This is a genomic window from Methylomonas sp. Uni0009 (genome assembly GCF_054188105.3).
On record NZ_JBTAFN010000001.1, the window covers coordinates 4,067,997 to 4,090,945 of the forward strand.

General features: G+C 52.1%; 36 protein-coding genes. 2 read left to right on the top strand and 34 right to left on the bottom strand.

Features of this window, described 5'->3' with window-relative positions; all coding sequences use genetic code 11:
• Window positions 1-14: 14 nt before the first annotated feature.
• From ACWAU0_RS18685 to ACWAU0_RS18805, 25 genes are all read right to left on the bottom strand, one after another.
• Window positions 15-629 carry a hypothetical protein gene (locus ACWAU0_RS18685; RefSeq protein ID WP_458137571.1) on the bottom strand — a complete coding sequence of 205 codons (615 nt, stop codon included), beginning with the start codon at window positions 627-629 and terminating at the stop codon, window positions 15-17.
• A gap of 100 nt (window positions 630-729) precedes the next feature.
• Entirely contained in the window at window positions 730-1,032 is a 303-nt protein-coding gene (locus ACWAU0_RS18690; RefSeq protein WP_033158685.1) for an antibiotic biosynthesis monooxygenase family protein, read from the bottom strand.
• Window positions 1,033-1,056: 24 nt separating this feature from the next.
• Window positions 1,057-1,701, bottom strand: a complete 645-nt coding sequence (locus tag ACWAU0_RS18695; RefSeq protein ID WP_051670373.1) for a glutathione S-transferase family protein — start codon at window positions 1,699-1,701, stop codon at window positions 1,057-1,059.
• Window positions 1,702-1,793: 92 nt separating this feature from the next.
• Window positions 1,794-2,279: a protein tyrosine phosphatase family protein gene (locus tag ACWAU0_RS18700; protein WP_033158686.1), complete on the bottom strand. Its 486-nt coding sequence runs from the start codon at window positions 2,277-2,279 to the stop codon at window positions 1,794-1,796.
• Window positions 2,280-2,306: 27 nt separating this feature from the next.
• Window positions 2,307-2,711, bottom strand: coding sequence for a GFA family protein (locus tag ACWAU0_RS18705; protein WP_033158687.1), 405 nt, complete (start codon window positions 2,709-2,711; stop codon window positions 2,307-2,309).
• A gap of 97 nt (window positions 2,712-2,808) precedes the next feature.
• On the bottom strand, window positions 2,809-3,480 hold the full coding sequence (locus ACWAU0_RS18710; RefSeq protein WP_101052385.1) for a glutathione S-transferase family protein: 672 nt from the start codon (window positions 3,478-3,480) through the stop codon (window positions 2,809-2,811).
• 86 nt (window positions 3,481-3,566) lie between these two features.
• A complete protein-coding gene (locus ACWAU0_RS18715) occupies window positions 3,567-4,604 on the bottom strand; it encodes an alpha/beta fold hydrolase (RefSeq protein ID WP_084153426.1) in 1,038 nt (345 codons plus the stop codon).
• 64 nt (window positions 4,605-4,668) lie between these two features.
• Window positions 4,669-5,274, bottom strand: a complete 606-nt coding sequence (locus tag ACWAU0_RS18720) for a DUF6624 domain-containing protein (protein WP_033158690.1) — start codon at window positions 5,272-5,274, stop codon at window positions 4,669-4,671.
• 112 nt (window positions 5,275-5,386) lie between these two features.
• Entirely contained in the window at window positions 5,387-5,542 is a 156-nt protein-coding gene (locus ACWAU0_RS18725) for a hypothetical protein (RefSeq protein ID WP_165385957.1), read from the bottom strand.
• Window positions 5,543-5,580: 38 nt separating this feature from the next.
• Window positions 5,581-6,168, bottom strand: a complete 588-nt coding sequence (locus ACWAU0_RS18730) for a phosphatase PAP2 family protein (RefSeq protein ID WP_051670375.1) — start codon at window positions 6,166-6,168, stop codon at window positions 5,581-5,583.
• 3 nt (window positions 6,169-6,171) lie between these two features.
• Complete coding sequence (locus ACWAU0_RS18735) at window positions 6,172-6,645, bottom strand: GNAT family N-acetyltransferase (RefSeq protein WP_033158691.1); 474 nt, start codon at window positions 6,643-6,645, stop codon at window positions 6,172-6,174.
• A 24-nt stretch (window positions 6,646-6,669) separates the two neighbouring features.
• The gene (locus ACWAU0_RS18740; protein ID WP_033158692.1) at window positions 6,670-7,302 is read right to left on the bottom strand and encodes an FMN-binding negative transcriptional regulator; all 633 of its coding nucleotides are present in this window, start codon (window positions 7,300-7,302) and stop codon (window positions 6,670-6,672) included.
• A gap of 40 nt (window positions 7,303-7,342) precedes the next feature.
• Window positions 7,343-7,732 (bottom strand): tautomerase family protein, encoded by a 390-nt coding sequence (locus tag ACWAU0_RS18745; RefSeq protein ID WP_033158693.1) that lies wholly within the window; start codon window positions 7,730-7,732, stop codon window positions 7,343-7,345.
• Window positions 7,733-7,774: 42 nt separating this feature from the next.
• Window positions 7,775-8,065: a DUF1330 domain-containing protein gene (locus ACWAU0_RS18750; RefSeq protein WP_033158694.1), complete on the bottom strand. Its 291-nt coding sequence runs from the start codon at window positions 8,063-8,065 to the stop codon at window positions 7,775-7,777.
• On the bottom strand, window positions 8,062-8,751 hold the full coding sequence (locus ACWAU0_RS18755) for a CTP synthase C-terminal region-related (seleno)protein (RefSeq protein WP_458137572.1): 690 nt from the start codon (window positions 8,749-8,751) through the stop codon (window positions 8,062-8,064). The genes ACWAU0_RS18750 and ACWAU0_RS18755 overlap by 4 nt, the downstream gene beginning before the upstream one ends.
• A 19-nt stretch (window positions 8,752-8,770) precedes the next feature.
• The gene (locus ACWAU0_RS18760; RefSeq protein ID WP_458137573.1) at window positions 8,771-9,595 is read right to left on the bottom strand and encodes an alpha/beta fold hydrolase; all 825 of its coding nucleotides are present in this window, start codon (window positions 9,593-9,595) and stop codon (window positions 8,771-8,773) included.
• Window positions 9,583-11,058, bottom strand: a complete 1,476-nt coding sequence (locus tag ACWAU0_RS18765) for an amidase (protein WP_458137574.1) — start codon at window positions 11,056-11,058, stop codon at window positions 9,583-9,585. Before ACWAU0_RS18765 ends, ACWAU0_RS18760 begins: the two co-directional genes overlap by 13 nt.
• A complete protein-coding gene (gene lspA / locus ACWAU0_RS18770; protein WP_458137575.1) occupies window positions 11,055-11,555 on the bottom strand; it encodes a signal peptidase II in 501 nt (166 codons plus the stop codon). Before lspA ends, ACWAU0_RS18765 begins: the two co-directional genes overlap by 4 nt.
• Window positions 11,556-11,572: 17 nt before the next feature.
• The gene (locus ACWAU0_RS18775) at window positions 11,573-11,974 is read right to left on the bottom strand and encodes a GFA family protein (RefSeq protein WP_458137576.1); all 402 of its coding nucleotides are present in this window, start codon (window positions 11,972-11,974) and stop codon (window positions 11,573-11,575) included.
• A gap of 14 nt (window positions 11,975-11,988) precedes the next feature.
• On the bottom strand, window positions 11,989-12,714 hold the full coding sequence (locus ACWAU0_RS18780) for a class I SAM-dependent methyltransferase (RefSeq protein ID WP_101052379.1): 726 nt from the start codon (window positions 12,712-12,714) through the stop codon (window positions 11,989-11,991).
• A 107-nt stretch (window positions 12,715-12,821) separates the two neighbouring features.
• On the bottom strand, window positions 12,822-13,451 hold the full coding sequence (locus tag ACWAU0_RS18785; protein ID WP_165786294.1) for a class I SAM-dependent methyltransferase: 630 nt from the start codon (window positions 13,449-13,451) through the stop codon (window positions 12,822-12,824).
• Window positions 13,448-14,575: an alpha/beta hydrolase gene (locus ACWAU0_RS18790; protein WP_458137577.1), complete on the bottom strand. Its 1,128-nt coding sequence runs from the start codon at window positions 14,573-14,575 to the stop codon at window positions 13,448-13,450. Before ACWAU0_RS18790 ends, ACWAU0_RS18785 begins: the two co-directional genes overlap by 4 nt.
• A complete protein-coding gene (locus ACWAU0_RS18795; protein WP_458137578.1) occupies window positions 14,576-15,142 on the bottom strand; it encodes a hypothetical protein in 567 nt (188 codons plus the stop codon).
• Window positions 15,143-15,214: 72 nt separating this feature from the next.
• Window positions 15,215-15,898 carry an SAM-dependent methyltransferase gene (locus ACWAU0_RS18800; RefSeq protein ID WP_458137579.1) on the bottom strand — a complete coding sequence of 228 codons (684 nt, stop codon included), beginning with the start codon at window positions 15,896-15,898 and terminating at the stop codon, window positions 15,215-15,217.
• Window positions 15,899-15,934: 36 nt separating this feature from the next.
• On the bottom strand, window positions 15,935-16,336 hold the full coding sequence (locus ACWAU0_RS18805; protein ID WP_458137580.1) for a DUF4260 domain-containing protein: 402 nt from the start codon (window positions 16,334-16,336) through the stop codon (window positions 15,935-15,937).
• A 236-nt stretch (window positions 16,337-16,572) separates the two neighbouring features.
• On the opposite strand from ACWAU0_RS18805, the gene ACWAU0_RS18810 reads away from it, so the two are divergent.
• Window positions 16,573-16,719 carry a hypothetical protein gene (locus ACWAU0_RS18810; RefSeq protein WP_523070822.1) on the top strand — a complete coding sequence of 49 codons (147 nt, stop codon included), beginning with the start codon at window positions 16,573-16,575 and terminating at the stop codon, window positions 16,717-16,719.
• 20 nt (window positions 16,720-16,739) lie between these two features.
• Here ACWAU0_RS18810 and ACWAU0_RS18815 read toward each other — a convergent pair whose 3' ends face one another.
• From ACWAU0_RS18815 to ACWAU0_RS18850, 8 genes are all read right to left on the bottom strand, one after another.
• Window positions 16,740-17,300: a histidine phosphatase family protein gene (locus tag ACWAU0_RS18815; RefSeq protein ID WP_458137582.1), complete on the bottom strand. Its 561-nt coding sequence runs from the start codon at window positions 17,298-17,300 to the stop codon at window positions 16,740-16,742.
• A gap of 58 nt (window positions 17,301-17,358) precedes the next feature.
• On the bottom strand, window positions 17,359-17,700 hold the full coding sequence (locus tag ACWAU0_RS18820; RefSeq protein WP_033158732.1) for a cupin domain-containing protein: 342 nt from the start codon (window positions 17,698-17,700) through the stop codon (window positions 17,359-17,361).
• Between the two features lie 11 nt (window positions 17,701-17,711).
• On the bottom strand, window positions 17,712-18,137 hold the full coding sequence (locus tag ACWAU0_RS18825; RefSeq protein WP_033158705.1) for a PaaI family thioesterase: 426 nt from the start codon (window positions 18,135-18,137) through the stop codon (window positions 17,712-17,714).
• 125 nt (window positions 18,138-18,262) lie between these two features.
• Window positions 18,263-18,604, bottom strand: coding sequence for a hypothetical protein (locus ACWAU0_RS18830; protein WP_051670381.1), 342 nt, complete (start codon window positions 18,602-18,604; stop codon window positions 18,263-18,265).
• A gap of 29 nt (window positions 18,605-18,633) precedes the next feature.
• Complete coding sequence (locus ACWAU0_RS18835; RefSeq protein ID WP_033158706.1) at window positions 18,634-19,176, bottom strand: class IV adenylate cyclase; 543 nt, start codon at window positions 19,174-19,176, stop codon at window positions 18,634-18,636.
• Window positions 19,177-19,187: 11 nt separating this feature from the next.
• The gene (locus tag ACWAU0_RS18840) at window positions 19,188-19,703 is read right to left on the bottom strand and encodes a transglutaminase-like domain-containing protein (protein WP_225892848.1); all 516 of its coding nucleotides are present in this window, start codon (window positions 19,701-19,703) and stop codon (window positions 19,188-19,190) included.
• A gap of 17 nt (window positions 19,704-19,720) precedes the next feature.
• Window positions 19,721-20,302 carry an NADPH-dependent FMN reductase gene (locus tag ACWAU0_RS18845; protein WP_051670383.1) on the bottom strand — a complete coding sequence of 194 codons (582 nt, stop codon included), beginning with the start codon at window positions 20,300-20,302 and terminating at the stop codon, window positions 19,721-19,723.
• A 266-nt stretch (window positions 20,303-20,568) separates the two neighbouring features.
• On the bottom strand, window positions 20,569-21,621 hold the full coding sequence (locus ACWAU0_RS18850) for an IS630 family transposase (RefSeq protein ID WP_458137583.1): 1,053 nt from the start codon (window positions 21,619-21,621) through the stop codon (window positions 20,569-20,571).
• A 60-nt stretch (window positions 21,622-21,681) separates the two neighbouring features.
• Here ACWAU0_RS18850 and ACWAU0_RS18855 point away from each other — a divergent pair, with 60 nt between their 5' ends.
• The gene (locus ACWAU0_RS18855) at window positions 21,682-22,392 is read left to right on the top strand and encodes an autoinducer binding domain-containing protein (RefSeq protein WP_458137584.1); all 711 of its coding nucleotides are present in this window, start codon (window positions 21,682-21,684) and stop codon (window positions 22,390-22,392) included.
• Between the two features lie 28 nt (window positions 22,393-22,420).
• On the opposite strand, the gene ACWAU0_RS18860 is transcribed toward ACWAU0_RS18855, so the two are convergent.
• Window positions 22,421-22,819, bottom strand: coding sequence for an MAPEG family protein (locus ACWAU0_RS18860; RefSeq protein WP_523070823.1), 399 nt, complete (start codon window positions 22,817-22,819; stop codon window positions 22,421-22,423).
• Between the last annotated feature and the right edge of the window lie 130 nt (window positions 22,820-22,949).

Genomic DNA, 22,949 nt, shown 5'->3' on the forward strand with positions numbered 1-22,949 from the left:
GGAAGCCGTCGCAGTCAGCGTAGCAAGCGAACCCCAAGCAACATACAGCCCATGGCAAAGATGAAAATCCCAACGATAGACACGAATACCGAAATCGCAGGCCCTAGCGCGTAAACCAAAGCTCCGGTGAAGATCAATACCGCCGCGGGTTTGGGATAGATAGTCGAACGATAGATCGACAGACAAAACAACACGATGCCGATCAATATCGTCGCGGATGCCGAAATTCTAAACGCCAACACCGCCGGATCGTTTTTGATGACGGCGTCTCGTAACAGAAAAGCGGTTTCCGGATAGCGGGCGATCACTGGGTAAAGAAACAGCTCCCAAGTCACCTTGCAGGCCTGCAACAAATAAGCCGCCTCCACGAATAAAAAACCGACGGCACCGCGCAATCCAGCCGTGTCACGCATCTTGGTATAAACGGCATAAAACCCCACCAACAACGCTAACACACCAGCGAAGGCTACCATGGCTAAAGGCACCCAGCCTGGACTGCGCACGACCTCGGCATAGTCGAAAGCCCCCGTCCCTAACGGTAACAAGATCGGGAACAAGACCGCATAGGCGCTGAGCAATAAAGATCCCACGATGATGGCGATGCCGCCGAGTTTTTCGAAAATGTGCATGTTGTGTTTGCCTAAATATTGGGGCGTTGGTCGAAGTCGATAAAGACCATAGCCATTGTTATTAGGAGTACCGTTTTCCTCAGTAACACAGGAAGAAGTGTTAGAGGTGATTTTCCATCACCAGCGAGTAATGTTCTACCGTCGGAAACGGTTCATAGAAGTGATGCAGTAAGGCACGCCATTCGTCGTATTGGATTGAGCCGCGAAAGCCTTCGGTATGATCCTCCAGCGAATCCCAATTGACCAACAATACATATCGGTTGGGGTTTTCTATGCAGCGCTGTAATTGATGCGAAATATAGCCGTTCATTGAGGCGATAATGCCTGACGCCTTACGAAAGGCAGTCTCAAACTCCAGCTCCCGTCCGGCAATCACGTTGAGTATTGCAATTTCCAAAATCATTTTTTTCTCTACTTGCCAACGGCATTAAAACGTTTGTCGAGCGTACAACTCATCAAAGGTGGTCATGATATGTTCGCGGTAAGCTTTACGTTCGCAAAGCGCAGCGTACCATCTGCGAACATTAGGTATTTTCGGAGTGGGAATGCCCATTTCAAAATATCGATAAAGCGAGGTGGCGACGGGAATATCGCCCATACTGAACGCATCGCCCGCCAAAAAAGCCTGTTCGGCAAGATGCGCATCCAAGATGGCAAAATGTTTTTGGCAGCGCATAGCGGCATGCTGAATTTTCTGCTGATCCCGTAGTGCCTCCGGCGTGCGGTAAAATCCCCAAAACAAATCCAGAAAATCTGGTTGCAGTGTTGCCAGCTCCCAGTCCATCCAGCGCTCCGCCAACGAGCGTTTTGCCGGCGCTTCGGCCCACAAATGATCACGACTGTAATTGGCGCACAAATAGCGGACGATGCTGTTGGACTCCCAAACTGTCAGGTCGTCATCGACCAACACCGGTATACGGCCATGCGGATTCATGGCTTGAAAATCGGGCTGATCGAGACCGCCCGCACTGCCGCCGGCATCAATATGCTGATATGCCAAACCCAACTCACCAATAGTCCATAACACCTTCTGCACATTGTATGCGCTACGCCTTCCCCAAATTTTAATCATGTCGTGATGATTCCTTAGTACATTTAAAACGATATGCCATTCAAACCCCATCAGGTTGGCGCTTTGCAGAAACAACCAGCCCAGTGAATGAGCTAGAGCGCTGTACTCAGTACATTACGAATAAACGTTTGCCAGATGGGATTCGGCGCCCAGATTTCGCTCATCGGATACGATGCAATCACCTCCTCTTCCGCCAAGTACAGCCTGCGATAGAGATAAATGAACGAGGATGCTCGCATATTTTTTGCGCAATGCACCCAGACTTTATGTCCTTCGAATACCTTGATAACACCCAAGAACTGTTCCAACTGATTAAGTCTGGGGTGTTCCCACGCCACGGGAATTTGCATATATGCAATGCCTTGGGCTGCAACCAATTCTGCTTCGCCTGGCAATGCGTTGCTAGCCGTTGGCGGCGCCAAGTTAATCACCGCCTCTATGCCAAGCGCCGGAAGTTTGGCGATGTCCTTCTCAGTCAGTTGCGCGGAACACCAAAGCCAATCGAAAACCTGATATACGTTTTCAGCTTCCATGCCATGGTGTCTCGACTGCAGCGGAGCGTCTTGGAAATTAGACATAAAAAATCTTGACCGATAGCTCGCTGATCAACGCGACTGCCGGTCCGCCGGATGATTGATACCGTCACCGGTTCGCACTTCGCCCAAATCAAACGGATTAACACCTTCCAGGCAGCCGACGTTGTAGCCGTACTGGCTAGGCATCGAACGGCGTTGATGGTGGGTATAGATGCCGCAATTCGAACAAAAATAATGTTTGGCGCTCATGGTGTTGAATTGATAAAGCTTTAAGTGCTCTTGACCCTTAACGACCCTGATTCCCGATAGCGGAACCGATGCCATAATGGCGCCTTTGCGCCGGCATAGCGAACAATCGCAACGGCGTGGATCGACAATGCCGTCGAGAAGATCGAGTTCGAGTTCCACCGCGCCGCAATGGCAGGTGGCGCGGTGTTTGGCATTAATGATTGTGCTACCTACTTTTTTGATCATATCGTGGTTGTCGGTTAGGTTTAAGTCGATGGTTCTAATGCTTTCGGCTGGGGCGACTGGCGTATTTCATGACATTGTTTAAATTTTGCAGCGGAGGTTACAAGCCAACCTTACGATAGTCGTCTAGCCAAGTTCCGGCGTTTCTGGCCATCTGTTCGTGTTCTTCATCTCGCCAGGTCTCGCTTAGCGCAGCCGCATACCAGTCACGCATGGCGGGCAAGGCCAACAAACGATCGACGTAGGTTCGGCAAGCCGGAGTCATTTCCAGTCCATAAGTTTGTACGCGAAACGCGACGGGCGCGAAGAAAGCGTCGACGGCGGTAAAAGCAGGTCCAGCCAGGTAGGGACCGCCAAAGCGAGTCAGGCCCTCATGCCATAGGTCATTCAGTCGCGCCAGATCCTTTTCCAAGGCCGGCGAAGGCGATGCAATTTGAATTCGTAATCCGCACCGCAGTACCTGAAACCCCGAATGCATTTCCGCAACCGCGCAACGCGCCCAGGTTCGTGCCAAGGCATCGGCCGGCCAAACCGCCGGCGTTCGCTCGGCTAAATATTCGGTAATCGCCAGCGAATCCCAGACCACTGTTTCGCCGTCGATCAGACAGGGTACCTTTCCGGTCGGCGAAAAACTGTGGAAGGCGTTAGTTTCATCGGTTTGGGCAAACGGGACGAGCTTTTCGACAAATGGTATGCCGAGCTCACGCATCAGTATCCAAGGTCTTAGCGACCATGATGAGTAGTTTTTATTGGCAATGTAGAGTTCGAACACGAGCGATATATCCCCTTGGTTTCTTAAACGTTGATTTTGGCACTTCGCGCAAGCCCGGCGGAAAAATTGGTCAGCCGTTCGCCATCCTATTTCTGAGCAAGAGGTTTCGCAAACTCGCTCACGGCGCCGACAAATTCATCGGCTTGATCCTGCATGATGAAATGGCCGCTGTTGCTGACGATGATAAGCCGTGAATGGCTGGACAGATGGACTAGTTCGTCCTGCTCGGCCTGTTGAATTTTGGCAAGTGCTTTTTCCGCTTCGACATCTTTGCCCGATCTCTCCGCTTCGCGCGCGACATAATCCAGGTCCACCAAGTTGCCGGCGGTTAGAACCAATAACACGAGATTGCCTAAGCTGCCCGGAGGCGGTGTGGCCGGATCGAGCCCTCGGCGCATGACGGCAATTTCATTGACCACCGCATGAGCGGTATCGGTGCGATTCTGTACCGCCGTTTTCGCTGCCAGGATTGCCGCCGGTAGCGGAGAAGGCTTGCGGTCGGCATCGGCAATCCCCAACAGCCTTACGAGACCAATTCGCGATAACGGCTCGGCCACTGCAATCTGTATGGCTTGTTTGCGGTAGTCCCACGAGGCATAGGGATACTGGTGCATCGGGCTTTGCTCATGCGTCGAATCGACAAGAACGATACCCTGCGTATCTTCGGGAAACTGGTGATAGAAAGCACGCACGTAGATTCCGCCACGAGAATGACCGACCAGCACAAAAGGCGGCGTAATACCGGCATCGTTGAGTAGCGTATGCAGGTTTTTAGCTACATCTTCCGGGTGGATGGCTGTGTCTACGGGATCGCTCCAGCCCAATCCGGGGCGGTCGTAGGCACAAACGCGCATGGTCTGTGCAAGCTTGGCTTGGACCGGATGCCAACTCAACACGTTTTCGCCAAGGCCCGCTTCGAGAACCAGCGTTGGCGAACCGGAACCGATGCGGTAAAGATGAAGCTTCACGCCATTCACCGAAATCATGCGCCCAGGTGGCGGGAATGCGGCAAGGTCGGCCACGGTTCTTTCGGCTTGATAAACGGCTCCCGATAGCGCGGCAAAACATGTGATTGCCAACCCGAAGCACAAGAAGCGAAAGCGCCGAGACCATACCAATTTCATGTCAGCCAACGGAGGGTTGGATGGTACGAGAAAATCGAACAATATCCGAACCGGTTGTCGGGCTTCAACTTGCGACCCTCCAGCCCACGGAATAAAGCCATTGTTGATATTGCGCGTCCAGGTCGGGCGGGGTTGAAATATTCTCGCGAGTGCTTTGCGCTGTTAATTCGGCGGTTCTTTCCTCGATGGTATTCAAACCGACCGCAAGCCGTCGATCGTTGACGGATTCCGGATTCTCGATTGGATACGGTTCCAGTTCGCCGTTCTTATTCGGCTGGAATTGAGTCCCGTAACATTGAGGTTTTCCCTCATACATGCGAATGCGGTCTTCCAGAAACGCAACTTGCCAAGACATCACGTCGTTGTTGGCAGCGGCTTGCTTCAGCAAAGATAGGCAATGCCGCATGAATGGGGGATTGCCGATAGCATGTTGCACGATCAACCAGGCCGCCCAAGCTCCCTCCTCGCCCACCAGACTGTTTCCGGGCCAACCATATTGGTCCATGATGGCCATCAGGCGAGCGGCATTGCTGATATGTACGGCTTCCATATGCGGGTGATAGAGAGCGTGGCCTAGAGAGCCATCGGCGACCAACGCCTCCCGTACTGAAAGGTCGTTTTTTGCCATCGCCACCAGTTCCTGGCTTAACATTTCGTTTGAATGGTGCATCGGGGCTCTGTTTTGGCAATTAGTAAGAGGCGCTTCAGCTTGTGCCCACCGGTGAACGATCTGCCGCGCGCCACGTACCCGGCTGCCAATCAGCGTCGAACACTAATCTGCTTTAAGCGGACGGACGTTTGATCAAGAGCCGAATCCAAAACCACGTCTCGAAGCCTGCGCCAACGATGAAGGCGGTTTTACCAACACCGGAATAGCCGGCCAGATAACAAGCCACGGCTACCGCTAAAATCATTACGGTGATGATGTGATGTTTCATATTCCCGTTCTCCTAAGCATTACACATCTACAGTATTTTCATCTTAGCCGACTCATAACGGCCTTATTGGCAAGCAAGCCGCCGACTATCCCACAGACATAACCCGCCAACACATCAGCCGGAAAGTGGGCTCCCACATTGATTCGCGATAGGCCTACCCATAGCGTCATAACGGCTAACAACAACCGATCGCGAATTGTTAATAACGGCCAAAACATCGTCATGATCAGCATCGCAAACGCAGAATGACCACTGGGGAAACTGTGTCTTGATTCCGGCAGAGCCAAAACGGTAACACGTCCTGAGGGCAGCACGGCACTAGGTCTAGGCATGTCGAACCCGATCTTCAACAGTGCCACAGTTCCCGCAGTCACCATATAACCGAGCATTAAACGCATTAGCAGCTGTTTCAAGCCTGGCAGCGATGGGAGCCGCTCCGCATTAAACGGAAATAGTTGCTGAAAGGCGATCGCAAGGAGTATTACACCAAGTATCCAAGGCATATTTCTGAAGTCACCAACCGCTGTACCAGTCAACATCAACGCATCAATCAAAGGTCCATGCCAGCCATTAACGGCGTAAAAAATTTCTTGGTTCATACCGAACCAATCATACAAAGCATTCATGATTTATTCGCTTAAAAGTTCAATGGCCGGGATCGGCAAATGGTAGACATAAAACTGTTCGTCGCGCGTCCAGCCTGTTGTTCGATAAAGCCCCTGCGCCTCGGTGTTGATTACTGCCGTTGACAAGGTCAGGCGAACAGCGCCCAAGCTGGCCGCATATTCGACTGCCGCAGCTATGAGCCGACCGGCAATGCCTTGCCTACGAAATCCGGCATCGACGAATAGATCGTTGAGAATGAAGGTTCGAGCCAGCGAGACGGACGAAAAGCTGGGGTATAGCTGGACAAAGCCGGTGGTTCTATTGTCCTGCTCGGCCAGGAACAGTACCGATTCGCCGTGTTCGAATCGATCCCGCAAAAATGATTTCGCCGCATTCGGATCGCTGGGTTTACCGTAAAACCGGCGGTAACTGTCGAATAACGGAATGAGTGCTTCCAGGTCGGACAGCGTAGCTTGGCGAACTGCAAATGGCTTCATGACGACTTCTCTCAATGGTCGGACTCAAGGCTTGGCTGCATCGGCGACCAAACTCGCCATGGCCGACTGGCCGGATTCTCGCAAAGCTTTGATCACGCTATTTTGGTTTTCCGGCGGCTGGTTTTGGCTGACTTTCCACTTGCCTTGCAGCCGCGTCACGCTGATTTCTATGCCGATAATCTGTGTGATCAAGCGTTCGGTAAAATCGGCAGGCGCGTCCGATACAGACCAGGGCTCGGGAAAACCAGCTTCGAACTCCCGCGTCATAGACTCCAATTGCCGGCGAATCCAAACTGAATCATCAATCACCCGTAGCCTGCCGTAAGCATGCACAGCGGCATAATTCCAGGTGGGCACCACCTTGCCGGTTTGGGGTTTGGTCGCATACCAGGATGGCGAGATGTAGGCGTTTTCTGCCTGAAACACCGCAAATACTTCGGTTTGCGGGTCGAAGTCCGTCCACAGCGGATTCGAGCGGGCGATATGACCTCGCAAGCTGCCGTAAGGTGAACCGCCCTCCTCTACCCAATGCAACGGAATGTGGTTTGCGTTCAAACCACTGGCGGATGAGGCGACCAATGTTGCTAGCGGATAATCGCGTATCAATGTCTGCATGACATCGATGCTGGGTTCTTCGAAATGCTTAGGTATATACATGTGTTCTTGCTGGATACTGGCCGCTTAAGTGTTGCTGGCACTAGACATTGATTTGGTAATTCAAGGTCACTTCGTCGCCGTGCATGCCGCGGAATCCCCAATTGCAGGCAGGACTTTCATATATGCAAATTTCGATGTCCTGGTGGGCAATGCCGATCTGTTCCTGAATGCGGTCGAACAGCAAACGGATGAGTTTTTTCTTGGTGGCGGTCTCCCGGCCGGTGATCATGCTGATTTCGATAATCGTGTAGGCGTCGGTCCTGCCGCATGGCGCGAACAGGTCGTCTTTTTCCATAGGAAAGAATCGATGCGCTCTCTTATCTTGCGGAAACTGCAGCGCTTCCACCACACACTCATGAATCACATCGGACAATGGCCGTTTGATGGGGTTGAGATGGTCTTTGATGCCGTATATTTTGATTTGCGCCATTTTGATGATCTAACCATTGATATGTTGGACTTTACGATTGCGTTACAAACATCCATCCACTAAAACGAGTTTGCTGGTAGTCGTTTGATGGCGCAATGAAAAAAGCGGTTGCGCTTCGGGGTCTTGAAGAAAGCCGTTAGCTTGTTCTCGTGATGGAAACTCGATGACAACAACCCTTTCAGGCGTCCAATCACCCTCTATAACGGTAGGCTGTTCGCCCCGGACCACGTACCTTCCGGAATGTTTTTCTATGACTGCCGGTATTTTCAAGATGTATTCTCGGAATCGATCAAAATCATGGATCGTTAGATCCAAAATGAGATAAGCATTCATAGGTTTTCCACGGCCCTTAAAAAAGCCGAAACCAAAGGGTGCGGTCGTTCCGGCGTGGATCGGGCTTGCGGCACGAACAGCGTACCGACGAAAAATGGATGTCCAAGCCACTCGATCACCCGGATATCACCTTCGGCATCGGCACCGCTAATTTGCATGGGACCTTGTTTCAGCGCATCGACATAGTCCGGGTTGATGCCGAAATTACAGTAATACTGCTCGGTAGCCGTCGTTGCACCGTAAATGGCTGCCACGCGAGAGTTGGGTTCGAAGCTCAGTTGCATCTCGCGTCCGGCCAGCGAACAAGCCAACTGCGAGATAAATAAATTCGAGGCATACGGATCGTACTCGGCATGCTGTGCGTCTTTAAATCCCAACACGTTGCGAGCATATTCGATAATCATATGTTGAAAGCCGCCGCAGGTACCGAAGCATGGGATGTTGTTTTCTCTGGCATGGCGAATTGCCGCCAATGTTTTGTCAATGTTCTTATATGGGCTGCCGGGGGCGATCCAGATACCGGAACAGCGCTCGAACAGCGTTTGGTCGATGTCGGCAGTTGAAACCCAGTCGGAGCTAATATCCAAACCGAACGCCGCCTTGACATGTTCGATGGCGGTATTGGTCGACAGATGCGGCGAAAATGTCGGAGTGTATTCGCCAAGCAGTGCGATTGATTTGGTCATGGGTGCGTAAATTCCTCGGCTAATTTAAGGTGTTGATCGACATACAGATCGTCGGCGCACTTCGATGCAGGCAGGAATAATGGGAAAGCCCGTCCAGTACCGTGATGTTCGAACAGTCAGGCAGCGCCGATGCCCAATAATCCGCCATCGCAACCGGCGACCAGTTGTCTTCCGCGCCGTGCCAGATATGAGTATCGGTGCTGACATCGGCCAGCGTCGCTTTCCAGGGCTGCACGTAGGCGATGATGTCGCGAGCATAGCCTAGCGAATCGCACTTGAAACAGGTTTTGAGCATTTTGGTCATGGTGGTCCGAAACGTCTTGTCCTCTGCTAAAACCTTGTCTTCGCCGGCCGCGCTGGAAAACAACATCCGCAACAACAGGCCGGGAAACCTACTCGCTAGCCATCCTTGTACTCGAGCCAGCCACATAAAAGCGGACGGATGATTTTGAGCCAATCGGAAAACGGCGTTTCCCGCCGCTGCGTCGATGAAGTTGCCAGCATCCAGCGGCGCAGCCGCGGAAACCAAATGCAGGCTGCGGACTTTGCCGCTCATCGCGCGGCAGACTTGCAAGGCAATAAAAGCGCCGATCGAAAAGCCGATAAAATCGACGGGGTTAGCGCCAACCTTCTTGGCAATCTCATCGGCTATGCATTGGTAATAAACGTCGCCTTGCAAGCGAGGAGCTATGGTCGAGCGGTCATAACAAATGATGGTCAGATGATGTTGTTTGCCATGAAGATCAAAAATTTCGCATTCGTCAGGCGAACCCGGCGTACCGTGGAAATAGATCACCGGCTGACCGTCGGCAGCGCCGTATTGGCTAAATTTTATTGATTGCATAACGGCGGCATCCTGTGTTTCCAAGGTTCGGCTTGTTCGAGCTGGGCGGCCAGTTGGAACAACAGCCGGTCGTTACCGGTTGCGGCCATGAACTGCACGCCGTGCGGCAAGCCGTCGTCGCTCCAATACAGCGGCACCGACATGGCCGGTTGGCCGGTAATGTTGGCAAGCGGGGTGAACGGCGTTTGCTGCACGGCTTTACTGATGATCGCATCCAGCAAGCGGTTGGAGAACAATTTGTCGGCCAAGCCGGTTGCCAGCAATCCGCGCATAAGCCATCGTTCCACAACTGTGGGATCGAGGGCGTCGGCCGCCAACGGCGGCGTCGCGACCGTCGGCGTCAGAATCACATCGTAGCGGCGATGAAACTCCGCCAACCGTCCGGCGATCCGCTGCCAAACCGCCAAGGCCTGCTGCAGCTGTTCGTCGCTCACGCCTTTGCCGATGCCGGCCAGCAGCCGGGTGTTCAACTCGATGGCCAGCCGAGGCTCGGTCAGCTCCAGCAGTTGCGCCATGTTGGCGACATCCCGTGCGGTATAGTAAAAAACCACGGTCAGAAAGGCCCGCATCAATTCGCGGCCGTCGAAATTCCAGACCGCCTCCTCCACCACGTGGCCGAGTGCTTCGCAGTGTTTGGCGGCTTTGGCCCCGGCCGAGAGACAGTCGCGGTGTATCAAGGTCTCGACCGGCGCTTGGTTGATCAGCGCTATTTTCAGCCTTTTCGGTGGCTGGCTGGCGGCGTGCAGGTAAGACGTGGAAGCCGGATCGGAGTTGCCGGCTACCCAATCCAGATAGGCGGCGCTGTCGCGGACGCTGATCGTGCAGACGTGGCTGACCACCGCCCCGCCCCAAGCCTTAGAAAAATCCTCGAAGCGGTTCGAGCCTCGGGACGGTTTGAAACCGAAGATGCCGCAATAGGACGCCGGCAATCTGATCGAACCGCCGCCGTCGCTGGCATAGGCCATAGGCACGATGCGGGCGGCCACAGCAGCGGCGCTACCACCGCTGGAGCCACCCGAATTGAGGTTTAAGTCCCAGGGGTTGCGAGTGCTGCCGAATACGGCATTGTTGGCTAGCGACGATGCGCCCAGCTCCGAGGTGTTGGTCTTGCCGAAGGAAATTAGTCCGGCGGCATTGAGCCGAGCGGCCATCTCGCTATCGGCGGCGGGACGGTAATCCTTCATGGCCACACTGCCGTTCGACATAGGGATACCCGCGAAACGCAGCATCAAGTCCTTGACCAGAAACGGCACGCCGGTAAACGGTCCACGGTTGCCTAGGTTTTTCACCAGCGATTCCGCTAGATCATCCATCGGCGTAACGACGGCATTCAGCAACGGATTGCACGCGGCCAATCGCGCCTGAGCCGCCTTCAGCAATTCCCCTGCCGTAACCTCGCCGGATTGCACCAACTGAGCCAGACCCAGGGCATCATATTGCGGATATTCGCTGAACGGGTTCATCGCTCAGACAGCCGTTTGTTAGCCCGGGGCATGCCGGTAAACAACATCAGTGCGCCAACGACCACGACCACATCGGCAACATTGAACACGCCGGTACGAATCAGCCCAATGCCCATGTTGATAAAATCCACCACATAACCGCCGTATATCAATCTATCGATCAGATTGCCCAAGCCACCCGCCAACAGCAGCGCATAGGCCAGGATCGAGGACGGCGAGGCCGACTTTGAAAACAGGATGTAACCCAGCAAAGCGATTAACATTCCGGCTACAGCAAACGAGAATAGACTTTCTCGGAGGTTTTCAGGAAGCGACGAACCCAGGCCCAAAAATGCGCCGTGGTTGTGAGCCAACTGCAAGCGCACGGTATCGCCCCAAAACGACCAGACTTCGGTCTCGGATAAAAACGATTGGGCTACCGACTTGGTAACCTGATCGCAACCGACGCAGGACACCAATACAATAAAGACCAGGAGTGCGCGTTTCATCATGCTCATTTCGGTATTTCCTCAGGTTAAACGTGTTCTTTTAATTCAAGACTTGGGTCGACAAAGTCCCAGGGCTGATGGCTTGCATGCCAAAAAACGGTTTGCGGCTTAAACAAACCGGGATTGTCCAAGGAGGCAGCATGGAAAAACAGCATGCCCGGATAACCCGATGATGTTTTTAATACCGGATTGCCGCAAGTCGGACAAAAGCCGCTAGTAACGGTATTGCCGCTATCGGCAGTCAGTTCGTAAAATTTCAGCGCTCCCGAAATCATTGTGTCTTTTGCCAATGCTACAAACTCGGCCGAATGGCCTGTGCCGGTGATTCGTTGACACTGCCTGCATTGGCATAAAAAAGACAAACGCGGCTCGGATTTCACTGCGTATTGAACCGCGCCGCACATGCAACCGCCTTTAAATTCGCTCATGCAATCTCTCGAAGTTAGGGTTTAATCGCTATGATGGTCGTCATGCGGTTGACGACTTCGTTAAACGTCACCCTTAAGCCGCAATCGGCAAGGATTTTCACGACATCGTCTGGAGAGACACGGACTTTATAGTAGGAACTCACTTTTTGCTGCCAGCCGTTTTTCGTTTTAATCTGCAACAAATCCGTCACCCGCACCCGGTCTACCTCATAATCCAGGCAGCAGGTCAGTATTTTGGTGTCGTCACTTTTTACCGGTATAAAGCGCTGATCGTCTGTGAGTGCCGTTGAATAATCTCGAAAAGATAAAACCAATTTTCCGCTTTCAAATAACGATTCGCAGCAATCGATAACCAATTGCCTAATTTCATCCAAACTTTCAAGATGTGTCAGTGTGTCGCCCCAGCAAATAATGAGTTCCGGCTGGGGATCAGCATATTTTTTTACCAGACGAATATCGTCATTAAAGCCGGTAACGGAAAGTCTCTGCGTATTGTCGTTTAACTCGGATAAAAGCTGTTGGTTAAAATCAATCGCTTTTACCGTATATCCCAATTTTGCCAGGGAAGCACTTTGTATACCGTGCCCCGCCCCCAGATCTAGGGCGATTGAAGTGCTATGTGGAGATAGGTCGTTAGCTACCAAAAATTGTTGATGTTCTTTTTGCCTGGCATCGAAGTCTCCAACCATCCATGCATAAAAGTCGCCAAGATGCCGGTCGTGGTGTTCTTTTACGGTCATGCTATTTCCTGTAGTCTTTCAGTTATTCGATTCCCAATACATCATGAGTTTTGATACTTTGCAAAATAAAGTACGCCACTCATCGAATTGCGCATCCGTTTTCCAATTTAGCGTTTTTTCCCGAAATAATGAATGGCATGGGTTTTTGCACCGGAAACTGTCGCGGCCTCAGTGACAAAATGGCTAATTTCATCAAATAGCGATAATTCTTCAGCAATCTCTGTAGGAACAAAATGTTTCATTGCCACATTGAAAGATGCGGTGAACGTGCCCGTTGAAGAATAAAGGATGTTTTCCGACCGATGAAATTCGACGCAATAAATGATGCCACCTTCATTCAGCGACTCATAGGCCGATTCGACGATTTTCAAGCGCTGCGCCTTAATGGGAATGCAGGTCAGTACGGCGCAAAATAAAATGACGTCGAATTTTCCAATGTCGGCAAGTATTTCATGGCTATCGATGTAACGTAGATCGAGCGTTGGATAGTGTTTTAAGCCGCGCCTGATCATTTCGATTGACGTATCTACGCCTGTCAAACAACCGTATCCTCTGGCGCGCAGCTCGCTCGTTATCCTGCCATAGCCGCAACCGTAATCCAGTATTTTTGCATTCTTGCTAATTAGCGTTGCTAACTTATCCAAGTCCGGCTCAAGCGAAAATGAGATTTCACCGGCTATTTTGTTCCATTCATTTTGCTGGGTATCGACAAGCGCTACAGGATTATTGGAACTCACTCGACCTCCATAGCCGTAGAGTATGTGCTTACTGATGCGGAGTCCGAGGCAGAATCGTTAGGACTTCGGAAAACGGGAGTACTTTGTACAGCACTCGCGGTAATAGTCTCGATCATTTGTAAAATCGTGTTCGCAACTTCGTGAGCATGACGATGATTGGTCATCAGGGATATATGATCGGCTTCTTCAAGGGTTCGCAACGAGCTGTTCGTCGATAAATTCAGCCAATTGCGCTGTTGTTTCCGATGCCAATCGATGAATTTTGCCGCAGCCTCGGCATCCAGACCGGTAAACTGGCCCGCTACGATTACCGCTACCGGCAGATCGTTTAAGGGTTGCAAGGAACGAATTTGCTTCAACGTGTCCGGTAGAAAACGGTATTCCCAAACGACGGTTTTGAGGTAATCGGTTTGGGCAAGGAAGGCATTGGCGACCGCTTCCGTATCGGCGGGCAGTCCCGCGGCAAGATTGAACAACCCCAAGCCAAGAACCGCGCGCATTGCCCCGACAGACGCCAGATAGGGAAATACCTGAACGGTTGGTGGCGTCCAATCTTCGACCTTGGGTAAATCGACTTCGGCATAGGTTTCCAGCACCGACGGGTTGGTCGCATCGACCAGAACCAATCCCGCCACATCCTGAGGATAATTCGCGGCGAACATGCGCGCATACGCACCACCGATAGAGTGACCAACCAGGATGTAGGGCCCGGGAATATTCGCAGCCGTCAATAGGTCGTGAAGTTGCCGGCTGGTGTTAATGGCATCCATGGGGAGCGCGCTTGGCGCGCTCCAACTGTATCCGGCTCTGTCATAAGAACAGACCTTCGCATTTTTTGCCACCTCCGGCTGTATCCAGGCCCAAGCCAGCGAGGAAGCACCGGCGCCGCCTTCGAGAATCACGGTCAATGGACCTGCGCCCGAGCAATTAATATGAAACAGATGGCCGTCCACGTCGACCATCCGGCCAGGTGGCGGGTATTTTTCCAAGTCGGCCTTTACCGCGAAGCGTTGATAAACGGCCCCGGTCAGTAGCAATGCGGTTAACAATACCATCCCAGCTTTTATGGCACGAAATGCCCAGCGCCAAACGGCGCGCAATAGCGTAAGAATATTGCTTGCCATTTAGAGTGCTCCGGCCAGCGATTCCTTGAGTGGCATATCGGCATGGCGTATATGCCAGTCATTGAACTGTTGCCGGTAGGATTCAAAGGGCTGATGCAGTTCCTCACGGGGATCGTTGCTCAGCGCGTAGGCCATGCCTTCGATTAGCCACTGTTCACCGCTTAGCAGCGCCAGGCTGCCGAATTGGTCGGCCTGCCAATGATGGATGAGCTCATGCGCCACGTAGTGTCGCTGCCAGCCACGCGGTGCGATGGCGATAGCGAAATTGCCCAAGGTGAATCCGGCTTTGTTGGATAGGCCGAATGCGGACCGGCATTGCTCCGTGCTACAAAAGACGATCTTCGGCTCGCCGATAGACAAGCCCCATTGTCTGGCAAGATCACTTTTCGAGTCATAAAGTAGCGATTGCGCCGCCGCAAGCAGAGAAACATCGTCAATGCACAAATGTTGCTCGTTGCAATGAACACCGAATGCTTCCGGAATCAGCACCCGAACCGGTCTGAAAAAAGCCAGCGCGGAAATCGGCACCAACAGGAAAATCACGGCTAGCCATCTACTGTATTTCATCAATCTTCCTCCATGGCAGCTAACGCATACGTTTCGGTAAAGCGCAGAGTTTGTGAACATGATCCCTGTTCGTTATTGAGGCTTGATGACCAGCATCTGATCACCGCCCCGCTGAAATTCGTAATCAACCTTAACGATCTTTACGTCAAACCCTAGGCTGGCAAATTCTTCGCAGACTCGGGAAAGATGTGGCGACAGGACCCTATCCAGCGCCAGCAGCGGAAATATCCGTACCTCTCGGGCAACCCGCAACATTTCCTGTACTACCTGAAGATGAAACTCCGCCGACAAGTGTGCGCTGTACAAAAACAGAAAATGCGATGACAAGGCCATATCGAATTGTCTGTCTTCAAAAGGCAGTGCAGGTAACTCTCCCGCTAGGTATCGGCCTTGTTGTTTACCCAACTCGAAATCGGCAAGGAAAGTGTCCATGGCCGTCATACGGATTTCTCCTAGCGCCTCTATCGAAGGAATGACATCCCAGATAAAGTCGCGTTGGTTTTCAAGCGTCTGAGCCATGACAGTTTCATAGGTTTCGGCGATGCGGCTTTTGATCTGCTCGACATCAAACATGTAGACAGGGTCTACTGAAACGATATGCCCACCACGTTGGGTCAGTTCAGCGTTGAATCCGGCGGGCCCGTCACCGCAACCCAAAATATGCCGACCCAGATCGGCCTCGCTCAGGCTAAACATGCTGACATATTCCGCGTATGAACGCCCCCAGGGTACGACCTTGTCGAGTGTAAAAGCCATCCTATGTTCCTTACCTGCTTCGGGTCTTAAACCCGGTTATTGTGCTTCCGAATGTTTGACACCAAATCGCCCGATGCGGCCAAGATGGGTAAAATCGAATCCCGCCGGATATTTGAGTCCGTAACCCAGCGCCCGGTCAAAACCGATATGGGCGCACCAGATCAAACCGGCACATTGCAGGGCCGACGACGGAACCGTGAGGCCGATCACCAGACTGGCAACGGCACCGAGGTATGAGTGCGCAGTGTTATAGCTAATAGCGCCAACCTTAGCGCCGGCGAAATAACCGAGTAACGAAATATCGGGCACCAGGAAGTAGAGTGCGAAAGTGCTCCAGTTCAGATCGAGTTTTGCGTAAGCGATGCAGGCGGCAAGTAGCACGCACAATCCCTCCAGTCGCAATAACACCCGAACGGTACCTGTGGTTTCACCTAACATTTTGACTCCGGCAGTTTCCGCATAGAAACGGATTATTTTGGGTTAATTACAACTCAGGATCAGGTCTTGCAACAACTGTCAGTATTGACAGGGTTATGGTGTGAAACTTGTAACCTGTGGCATACAGCTCGCTTATGATCCGCCATCGCTGCAACCGCAGTCTAGGATTTATTCTATATCGACAAGCGCTCTTGGCCTATTGCATCTCACTCGGCTCCCATGAAAGCCAGCATCAGATGCATTTGCGCGGCCAACATCGGAACGCCGGTGTGGATGACCTTCCCTTGGCCGGCGTTCCGGCTTGGCTGACCGGGTGGGCGATGACGCCAAGTATTTTGGTGTCGCCGGTAATCGATGCGGGCATATTGTTGAATGTGGCTTAAACGGATTGTTCCTTTGCGGGTCATGTTGCACGGTAGCGATATACCCCATATTCCCAATAGCCGCCGCCCGGCTTCGCGGGACCAACCCAATTTCGGGCTAACAACGCCTGGGCTATGAAGTAATTAACGAAACCATGGCCCACCAGCAACACGCTTTGATGCTCATGCGCCATGTCTATTAATAACGATGCCGCGACTTGCGCCCGCTGTTTTGCCATGGCGAGCGACTCGCCGTTTCGCGAGAATCCCATCGTCGACAGACAGCGTAACAATAAGCCCCAGGCACCAACCGACATCGTCAACCCACCCTGTTTGAAATGAGGGATAGCAATTTCCCGAAACACCGGGTCGCTCAGCAAAATATCGGCAAATCCCAATGCCTTGGCCGATTCCAGAGAACGGATAAAGTCGCTACAAACTGCGACATGGCATGCCGATGCGCGCTGCTTGGCGTGTTCCGGCGGTTCGTCAGCTATGCCGGATAAATCATAACAGCTGACAATTTCGCCGATGTCCCGCGCTTTGACTTTGCCTTTCAGCTCGAACGCCGGCTTACCGTGTCGGATTAAAGTAATTTCCATCACTTAACTTGCAATATGACCGGGAACTAAGGCGCTGGCGTTACATTTGAGCATCATGTTAAACCTCTAAACGGTCACCTAGTGTAGCCGGATGAGAAATCACCAAGAACCGGACGTCCGCGCTGGATTCATTGAGGAATTGGTGTGGTGTCCCGGGATCAACTTCAATGCCTTGTCCTTCGGATAATGGGATGCGTTTGCCGTTTATTTCCAGAATGGCGCAACCTTCCAAAATATAGAAAAACTGGCGAGCGCTGGCGTGAAAATGACGTACTTCACTTGCGCCGGGCGGTACGCGTTCGGAGATCACCGACATGTCGGCTCGTTTTACGAGATGCCAGCCATCACAGCCGTTTCCCCATGTGTAGTGCTCAGCGGATGAGCGGTCGATTGCTTGCATAAATTTTTCCATTAATTGGTTGCACCTTGAACGATAAACCACTCGACGACGGCCGACATGACCACCACTCCCGCCCCATCGACAACCTCAACGGGAATTGCGGCCACTACCCGGCCTCGGGATGTCAGCTCAGTAGACCATCGCTCAGTCTCTTCAGCGGGGACATTGCATCTGGCCGACACCTGCCCTAATGCCGGCTTGCGAAACTTGGCCTCAAGCTTTCTGACCACCGGAACGATGCCTGAGGTACCGGAAAACTGCTGTGAAAGAAACGCACCGGACCCCGCCTCGGCAACCGCCAATAAGGCGCTGCCGTGAACGGTGCCGAGATGATTGGCGTATTGAGGGTTTTCCGGTAAGCAAACTAAAAAGCCGCTATCCGGGTTGGCTAGCTCTAAACCGAGCAACTGATTGAAAGGTAATTGCGAGACATCCATGGCTGATTCTCTCCGATCGATGTTCAAATTAAGTGGGCTGCCGATGTTGGCAAGCTCTGTTCAACTACCATGCTAGATAAAGGGGTAGTGTACAAAAACAGGTTTTGGCCTCAAAGAACAGCATGTTATAAGTCGCTGTGTAGCAGTAACTTAATTTTCGTGCCTATTTGAATGGGATCCGCATCTGGTTCTATGCGCACCGATATATGACCCAAGCTGATAGGGCACACAAACTGGAAAAAATTTCCATAGCGCACAAGCAGGTATTCCAAACCGCCGCAGTCGATGTTGCCTCGTTGCGAGGCCAATTTAAGCAAGGTAGGATTGACCAACAGCTCTTCATATCTATCGCTCTCCGAACTGCTGGCGCCCAACATATTCGATTTTGCTTTCGATTCTAGCTGACCATTTCTATAGATGGCGACGTAGCGAACACTCTCTGACAGCTTGAATATTTTTTCAATCATAATTTCTCAACAAAGAACAAATAGCGTTGTTAGTTTCCGACAGTTTGCCTTGTCGTGCTAGGCAATTTTGCAAGCAAATCAACGTAGGCATCTTCTATTAGCTGATGATGGGAGACACCTAACTTTTCCAGCAATGCGTGCGCAATGGACACACCGGCTTCGTTAGGTTCACCCTCGCCAAGCACCACTTCCAATTCCAGAAAATCACCCAGTCCTTCGACTCTATCCAAATGCACTCGGGTTTTGCCGACCATAAACAATGTGCGGTGTTTTTGCACCCTACCGCGTTCACCATAAGCAAGCGTCAAGCTTTGCCGGAGTGTATCCGGCGATGCGGTGGGCGAAATCACATAAAAAGACTGTTTGGGATCTGCGCTGTCGGGGCGTTGATAGAAAATCAGCTGTCCGCCATGATCGGAGAAGGCGCGAAGTTTCAGCCTGCCATTAGAGCAAGGAAAAAAGGTATCGTCTTGGATGATTTCGATGGGCCCTTCATCGGCAATATTGACCACCAGCGGCCATAGTGATTCGATGCTGTCGATTCGCGCTTTGATTTCAATATTTCTGGCCATATTCGCTTCAGTTAGACAGTATGATTTTGACGGTCAACGTCCGGCAAGTTGTTATAAACCTGCTCGACGGTTTGGTGTTCGGTTAAGGCCCTGATGACGATCGGCAAGGGTTCCTCCCGGATGCCGGGTAAATCTTGTTCCAAAGCATTCACAATCGGGAACGCCAATTTTTCCAGCGGGGGGCAAAAGTCCGCGTTCACGCCGGGCTTATTGCCGCGCGCATCGATCCGGTACCAGCCGTATTGTTGCAGGTAAACCGCGTTCAAACCGTGCAGACAATAAGGAGGCTGGTCGCCGTCTATCGTCAACCGTTGGTAACACAGCCCGGCCGGAATACCGTTGGCGCGCAACAGCGCCGCCAGCAAATGGCTTTTGGCGTAACAGTAGCCGGTGCCGTGGATTAATACCTCGGAGGCTTTGCTGGTCACTGGATTCAGCCGGTAGTCCCAACTGTGTTTGATAACATCGCGAACGAATTCGAAACAGTGTTTGGCGATTTCTTCCTCATTGCCACAACCGTCCGCCAACTTTGCGGCTTGCGCGATTATCGCGGGATGTTGGCTATCGATATAAAGGCTGCGTCCAGGTATGGTTTCATCGCCGGTGATGGATTCACCGCGCGTTCGATTTCCGTTAATACGTCGGTAAGTAAAGAGAGTATTTCCGGCATAGCCAGCAGGTCTGCTTCGCCGATGTTCGCGCTCGGCAACGGTAAAGTGATTGATGCCGCTTCGATCAGCGTTGCCGACATCGTGATCAAGGTTTCCCGGATCGCGGCATCGGCATGATGGGCGCGGGGCATCGCGTTCAATACCGCCACCGGTTTGTAAGCAAAGCCCTCGAATGCCACCAACCAATCCAGCGCATTTTTGATGGTACCGGTAACGCCGTGGGCATATTCCGGGCTGGCGATCAGCAAGGCATCCGCAGTGGCGACTTCAATGCGTAATTGCGCCGCGATGGCCGGAGGCGCGGTTTCCAAATCCGGATTGTATAAGGGCAAGTCGCCAAGCCCGGAAAACAGACTGACATCAATCGAAGCCGGCGCCAAATGCCTTACAGTGCGTAGCACGGCGGAATTGACGGACGCCGCCCGCAAGCTGCCGGATAAAGCCAGTATTTTCATTGCAACGCTAAGTATTGAACATCAAGGATAAAATGGTGACTGTTTAGTTTTCATCGGTTACTACTGAACAATCAAAAAAACGCTGCTGAAATACAGGGTAAATCTGAAACTCCTTGGATTAGACGCTATTTTCAAAGCTCCAACAACTGTCAATATTGACAGCTTATATCGCCATTCTGCTTTGTAGGTAAAAACTCTGGACATATTGAGTTTCGGCGATTTCGCTCTTTAGGTTAAGCTTTCGAACAGTTCTATTAACCCGGCCCTTAAATACCCTGTGCTGCGTAAGCAGCGGCTGGGTGCCTGAAATAAGCGGCGACATGATTGGGTAGAGCCGAGATACGGTTCATGAAGGCGTGGGCTTTTTCAAGTAACGCTTCCGCATTTTGGCTGACGGGCCCACTGCGTAAGGCGGTTTTGAAATCGCGATTGAGGTATTCGTCAGGGTTCGATTCGGGCGCATAAGGCGGTAGAAAAACCAGTTCAATCCGGTCTTGTTTGTCCTGTAGCCATTCGCTAACTTGTTTGGCGTGATGCACGCGCAGGTTATCGACCACCAGAAAGATTTTTCGTGTCACACCTTCGATCAAGCGGCCAAGAAATTCCAGAAATCGCGGGGTATTGATCGAGCCTTCGACGATTTGAAAGGCACATTCACCCCGTGCGGAAATGGCTGAAATCATGGACAGTTTGTGCCAGCGTGTCGGTGTCTTCAGCACCGGTGTCTGGCCTTTAGGGGCATAGCCTCGAATCCAATGCGTGTCTTCTTTAACGGCGGTCTCGTCGCCCCATAAAATCGTGGCGTTTTCTGCTTTGGCTCTCGCCAATAGCTGTGGATAGGTCTGCTCCAACCAGGTAGCGACTTTGACCGGATCTTGCTCCAGGGCGCGCTTGATAGGGCGTTGTGGGGTAAAACCCCACCGCTTGAGATACTTGCCCACCAGGCGATCCTGCATCTCCACGCCAAAGCGTTCCCGGATGAGTGCCTTGATCGCAGGACGCGTCCATAAGGCAAATGGCAGCTTCAGTTGCTGTGGGCATTCGCCCACGATTTGATCACGCAACCAGCATTCATCCGCCATGGTTAGTTTACGTCCGCTACCGACGCGACGCCCTCGGCTTTTTTCCAGTAAAGCACCTTCGCCTTCCTTACGGGCTCGGGCGAGCCACTCTTCAATCGTTCGATGGTGAACCCCGGCCACATCGGCCAGCTCTTTGAGGCTCATACCTGACTGCTTGCGCAATCGAATCACCATTTGACGTAATAAAGCACGCCCTTCAATCGTTAGTTTTCGCGCATCAATTTTCTGTTTTTCCATGCGCTTATTTTATCAAATTACAGGGTATTTGAGGGCCGTGTTAATAACGACGGTAAACCCATGAAAGCCTGGCAAGAAATTCAACTTCAAGCGTTGCAGACGAGCGATAGCGAGCATCAGCTTATCCAAACCATTGTTTCATTGGGCGCGGAATTGGGTTTTGATTACTGTGCCTATGGACTTAGGTTGGCGCTGCCGCTGAGCAATCCGAAGATCGTGAAAATAAGTAATTATCCATCGGCTTGGCAAGCGCAATATCAAACAAAAAACTATTGTGCGATCGATCCCACCGTCAAACACGCTCTGTACTCGCCTTTGCCTATCCTTTGGACGGACGGTTTGTTCGCTTCAACGGCGGCGTTTTGGGAGGAAGCGCGTTCCTTCGGATTGCGTTATGGTTGGGCGCAATCCATCCGGGATGTCCATGGCGCCACCGGCATGCTGACGTTGGCGCGATCCGATGAGCCGCTGACCGAAACCGAGCTTGCGGACAAGGCTTTTAAAATGGCTTGGTTGACCCAAAATGCGCATATTGCCCTATCGCGCCGATTGTTGCCCAAATTGCTGCCGGAAGCGGATGCGAAACTGTCGAACCGAGAGATTGCGGTATTACGCTGGACTGCCGATGGGAAAACCGCCGGCGAAATCGGCGGCATCATGAAAATAACCGAGCGGACTGTCAATTTTCATATCAGCAATGCCGCAGCCAAATTAAATGCCAGCAACAAAACCGCGGCGGCCGTTAAAGCGGCGATGCTCGGTTTTTTGTAACAACCATCCGCCTGGATTCCATCCAAGCTTAGCCAAACCCTACCGCCGTCACAAAGCGAAACCAAAGCACGCCCAGAATGATGCAGCTTGAAGCCCAAGTCGCAAAGCGATACGGCACCCAGTTTACCGCCATATAAATGACGGCATGGACATACCTGAGTACAACAAAAGCCCAGGCAAGCGCGATTTGAACGGTGTCCACTTCTTTCTCGACAAGCATCAATAGGCAAATCACATAAAAAAGCGCGGGTACTTGCATTAGATTATTGAACGTTCGAGCCGGACGCTCGAATCGATCGTCGGCTGGAACATCCGCCTTGTAATCCGCGAAATACCTGATCGACGCATGTCCTCGAATAACGGCAACATTGCGTGCGACGACCATCGTCAGCCATACCAAAGCCGTCAGCGTAAAGAGCGTGGCCATGGGAGACACAAGCAGCTCCGGTGGAACAGCCCGATGTTCACCGGCTAATAGCCAAAATAACCATGCTGCGACTGATCCGACTATGATGCAAGGAGCCGTGTAAATCCGCGGCAACGAGATATTGGTGGCA

What these genes read in the sequence shown, in the direction of transcription:
- ACWAU0_RS18685 (WP_458137571.1), bottom strand. Translation starts at nt 629, where the DNA reads ATGCACATTTTCGAAAAACTCGGCGGCATCGCCATCATCGTGGGATCT.
- ACWAU0_RS18690 (WP_033158685.1), bottom strand. Translation starts at nt 1,032, where the DNA reads ATGATTTTGGAAATTGCAATACTCAACGTGATTGCCGGACGGGAGCTG.
- ACWAU0_RS18695 (WP_051670373.1), bottom strand. Translation starts at nt 1,701, where the DNA reads ATGATTAAAATTTGGGGAAGGCGTAGCGCATACAATGTGCAGAAGGTG.
- ACWAU0_RS18700 (WP_033158686.1), bottom strand. Translation starts at nt 2,279, where the DNA reads ATGTCTAATTTCCAAGACGCTCCGCTGCAGTCGAGACACCATGGCATG.
- ACWAU0_RS18705 (WP_033158687.1), bottom strand. Translation starts at nt 2,711, where the DNA reads ATGATCAAAAAAGTAGGTAGCACAATCATTAATGCCAAACACCGCGCC.
- ACWAU0_RS18715 (WP_084153426.1), bottom strand. Translation starts at nt 4,604, where the DNA reads ATGAAATTGGTATGGTCTCGGCGCTTTCGCTTCTTGTGCTTCGGGTTG.
- ACWAU0_RS18720 (WP_033158690.1), bottom strand. Translation starts at nt 5,274, where the DNA reads ATGCACCATTCAAACGAAATGTTAAGCCAGGAACTGGTGGCGATGGCA.
- ACWAU0_RS18725 (WP_165385957.1), bottom strand. Translation starts at nt 5,542, where the DNA reads ATGAAACATCACATCATCACCGTAATGATTTTAGCGGTAGCCGTGGCT.
- ACWAU0_RS18730 (WP_051670375.1), bottom strand. Translation starts at nt 6,168, where the DNA reads ATGAATGCTTTGTATGATTGGTTCGGTATGAACCAAGAAATTTTTTAC.
- ACWAU0_RS18735 (WP_033158691.1), bottom strand. Translation starts at nt 6,645, where the DNA reads ATGAAGCCATTTGCAGTTCGCCAAGCTACGCTGTCCGACCTGGAAGCA.
- ACWAU0_RS18740 (WP_033158692.1), bottom strand. Translation starts at nt 7,302, where the DNA reads ATGTATATACCTAAGCATTTCGAAGAACCCAGCATCGATGTCATGCAG.
- ACWAU0_RS18745 (WP_033158693.1), bottom strand. Translation starts at nt 7,732, where the DNA reads ATGGCGCAAATCAAAATATACGGCATCAAAGACCATCTCAACCCCATC.
- ACWAU0_RS18750 (WP_033158694.1), bottom strand. Translation starts at nt 8,065, where the DNA reads ATGAATGCTTATCTCATTTTGGATCTAACGATCCATGATTTTGATCGA.
- ACWAU0_RS18755 (WP_458137572.1), bottom strand. Translation starts at nt 8,751, where the DNA reads ATGACCAAATCAATCGCACTGCTTGGCGAATACACTCCGACATTTTCG.
- ACWAU0_RS18760 (WP_458137573.1), bottom strand. Translation starts at nt 9,595, where the DNA reads ATGCAATCAATAAAATTTAGCCAATACGGCGCTGCCGACGGTCAGCCG.
- ACWAU0_RS18765 (WP_458137574.1), bottom strand. Translation starts at nt 11,058, where the DNA reads ATGAACCCGTTCAGCGAATATCCGCAATATGATGCCCTGGGTCTGGCT.
- lspA (WP_458137575.1), bottom strand. Translation starts at nt 11,555, where the DNA reads ATGAGCATGATGAAACGCGCACTCCTGGTCTTTATTGTATTGGTGTCC.
- ACWAU0_RS18775 (WP_458137576.1), bottom strand. Translation starts at nt 11,974, where the DNA reads ATGAGCGAATTTAAAGGCGGTTGCATGTGCGGCGCGGTTCAATACGCA.
- ACWAU0_RS18780 (WP_101052379.1), bottom strand. Translation starts at nt 12,714, where the DNA reads ATGACCGTAAAAGAACACCACGACCGGCATCTTGGCGACTTTTATGCA.
- ACWAU0_RS18790 (WP_458137577.1), bottom strand. Translation starts at nt 14,575, where the DNA reads ATGGCAAGCAATATTCTTACGCTATTGCGCGCCGTTTGGCGCTGGGCA.
- ACWAU0_RS18795 (WP_458137578.1), bottom strand. Translation starts at nt 15,142, where the DNA reads ATGAAATACAGTAGATGGCTAGCCGTGATTTTCCTGTTGGTGCCGATT.
- ACWAU0_RS18800 (WP_458137579.1), bottom strand. Translation starts at nt 15,898, where the DNA reads ATGGCTTTTACACTCGACAAGGTCGTACCCTGGGGGCGTTCATACGCG.
- ACWAU0_RS18805 (WP_458137580.1), bottom strand. Translation starts at nt 16,336, where the DNA reads ATGTTAGGTGAAACCACAGGTACCGTTCGGGTGTTATTGCGACTGGAG.
- ACWAU0_RS18810 (WP_523070822.1), top strand. Translation starts at nt 16,573, where the DNA reads ATGCATTTGCGCGGCCAACATCGGAACGCCGGTGTGGATGACCTTCCC.
- ACWAU0_RS18815 (WP_458137582.1), bottom strand. Translation starts at nt 17,300, where the DNA reads ATGGAAATTACTTTAATCCGACACGGTAAGCCGGCGTTCGAGCTGAAA.
- ACWAU0_RS18820 (WP_033158732.1), bottom strand. Translation starts at nt 17,700, where the DNA reads ATGCAAGCAATCGACCGCTCATCCGCTGAGCACTACACATGGGGAAAC.
- ACWAU0_RS18825 (WP_033158705.1), bottom strand. Translation starts at nt 18,137, where the DNA reads ATGGATGTCTCGCAATTACCTTTCAATCAGTTGCTCGGTTTAGAGCTA.
- ACWAU0_RS18830 (WP_051670381.1), bottom strand. Translation starts at nt 18,604, where the DNA reads ATGATTGAAAAAATATTCAAGCTGTCAGAGAGTGTTCGCTACGTCGCC.
- ACWAU0_RS18835 (WP_033158706.1), bottom strand. Translation starts at nt 19,176, where the DNA reads ATGGCCAGAAATATTGAAATCAAAGCGCGAATCGACAGCATCGAATCA.
- ACWAU0_RS18845 (WP_051670383.1), bottom strand. Translation starts at nt 20,302, where the DNA reads ATGAAAATACTGGCTTTATCCGGCAGCTTGCGGGCGGCGTCCGTCAAT.
- ACWAU0_RS18850 (WP_458137583.1), bottom strand. Translation starts at nt 21,621, where the DNA reads ATGGAAAAACAGAAAATTGATGCGCGAAAACTAACGATTGAAGGGCGT.
- ACWAU0_RS18855 (WP_458137584.1), top strand. Translation starts at nt 21,682, where the DNA reads ATGAAAGCCTGGCAAGAAATTCAACTTCAAGCGTTGCAGACGAGCGAT.
- ACWAU0_RS18860 (WP_523070823.1), bottom strand. Translation starts at nt 22,819, where the DNA reads ATGGCCACGCTCTTTACGCTGACGGCTTTGGTATGGCTGACGATGGTC.